Raw genomic sequence first — 1625 nt, 5'->3', positions numbered from 1 at the left:
CCCTGATCCACCGACCCTGATTCGGATCTGATCCTCGATCGTTTTCTGGCGTGGTCCCGGATTCAGGACACGGCCGAGCTGCCGGTCTGACCGGCCTCTCCACTTGTGTCCTCGGTCGAGCCCGCTCGGGCCTGTGGTCAGGTGACTGCTTGATGTGAGCCGGTCGCAATGTCGAACAAGTTGCGCCACGCCGACTCCCACGGCCAGTAGGTCGGCAGGTGCAGTGTCAACCGGCGACCGGACGACGCGATCCGTGCGGGGATGTTGATCAGGTGGGTGCGCAGCGTCGCCCATCTCGCGCGGGCATGCCGACCCGCCGCGGCGGCCCCGGCAGCGCGGGCGAGGTTGAACGCGATCACCGCGTGCGCGAGCCACGCCGCGTTCGCCGCGTACTTCCCCGACGGCAGGTGCGCGAGTGGACCGTCCTTCAACTCGGCGATGACTTGCTCGACGATCGCATGATCGCGGTGGCGGGCATCGGCCTCGACCAGCGGCAACGTCGAGTTGGTGACGAACGCGTGATGGCGGTGGGCGGTGAACAGTTCGCCTTGCCCGGTGTCGGCGACCGGGTTCAGGCGCTTGACCCGGCGTACCACCAGTCGGCAGGTCACGTGCTCACGTTTGCGTCGAGAGGTGAAGATCGTGACCTCGGTTTCGGCGACCTCAGCATCGGAAACCCACCGCTTTTCGTCCTCGTCGTAGACGGAGTTCGGGTACTCGATCGCCGTCCACGAGTCCTCGCCGATTCCAGCAATCGCAGCCCTGATCTGTGGGTTCATCCGGGCGGTCACCGAGAACCACACCCGGGCGCGTAGTGCAGCGCCGACGAACGGGTGCCCGAAGTACGCCGAATCCGCCCGGGCGAGGATCTGGCCGGTCACTCCGGCGGCACGGGCGGTGCCGATGGCCTGGGCGAGCAACCGACCGGCGCCGGTGTGGGAGGCGACGTTGCCTCGGCGCAGTCGGGCACGAGCAATCACAGGTGCCGTTGTCGGTGTCGACAGGACCGCAACCTGGGTGTTCAACCCGCGCACCCCGGAATATCCGAACGCGGCGCCCTGCTTGGCGTAGCCGTGGACCTCGCGGACGGTGTCGTCGACATCGACGAACGCGATCTCGTCGCCGCCGGCGATCAGATCCGGGACCTGGGTGGCCAGGTCGGCCAACAACTGGGAGGAGACGGCATCAAGTTGCTGGACATGACCGTGGGTGAACGATCGCAGATAAGTACCCAGCGTCGACGGCGCCCGTATCCCGCTGAACAGTCGCTTCATGCCGCCGTGCCGGAGGAGGTCGAAGTCGTCAATGCTGTCGGCGCCGGCGAGCATCCCCGCGACGATGCTCGCAGTCTTGGCGGTCGGGTTCGGTGCCTCGACAGTCAACCGTTGCCCGAGCAGCTTGTGCAGGCCCGCGGTCTCGGCCAGTCGCATCACCGGCAGCAGGCCGGCGGCCGACACGAGATTCGGATCATCGAAAACCGGGGTGACGGTGTGAGATGCTTTCACCTGCGAGATGCCTCTGTTCTGGTGCTGGAATCTTGGTGTGGTAACTCAGATTCTGCTGCCCTACAGGGGCTCTCGCGCTTTACGACACGCTCACACCGTCACATCGCCGGTGGATCCAGG

Annotated in this window: 1 protein-coding gene; it reads right to left on the bottom strand. The window is 66.2% G+C overall.

Going from position 1 to position 1625, the window contains the following annotated elements; translation table 11 throughout:
- Positions 1 to 137 precede the first annotated feature (137 nt).
- Positions 138 to 1505 (bottom strand): IS1380 family transposase, encoded by a 1368-nt coding sequence (locus tag MB1_RS24735; RefSeq protein WP_066913766.1) that lies wholly within the window; start codon positions 1503 to 1505, stop codon positions 138 to 140.
- Positions 1506 to 1625 lie beyond the last annotated feature (120 nt).

The organism is Millisia brevis NBRC 105863 (genome assembly GCF_001552615.1).
Taxonomy (GTDB): domain Bacteria; phylum Actinomycetota; class Actinomycetes; order Mycobacteriales; family Mycobacteriaceae; genus Millisia; species Millisia brevis.
The sequence above is the reverse complement of the archived record's forward strand: the minus strand, read 5'-3'. Positions and strand labels throughout refer to the sequence as shown.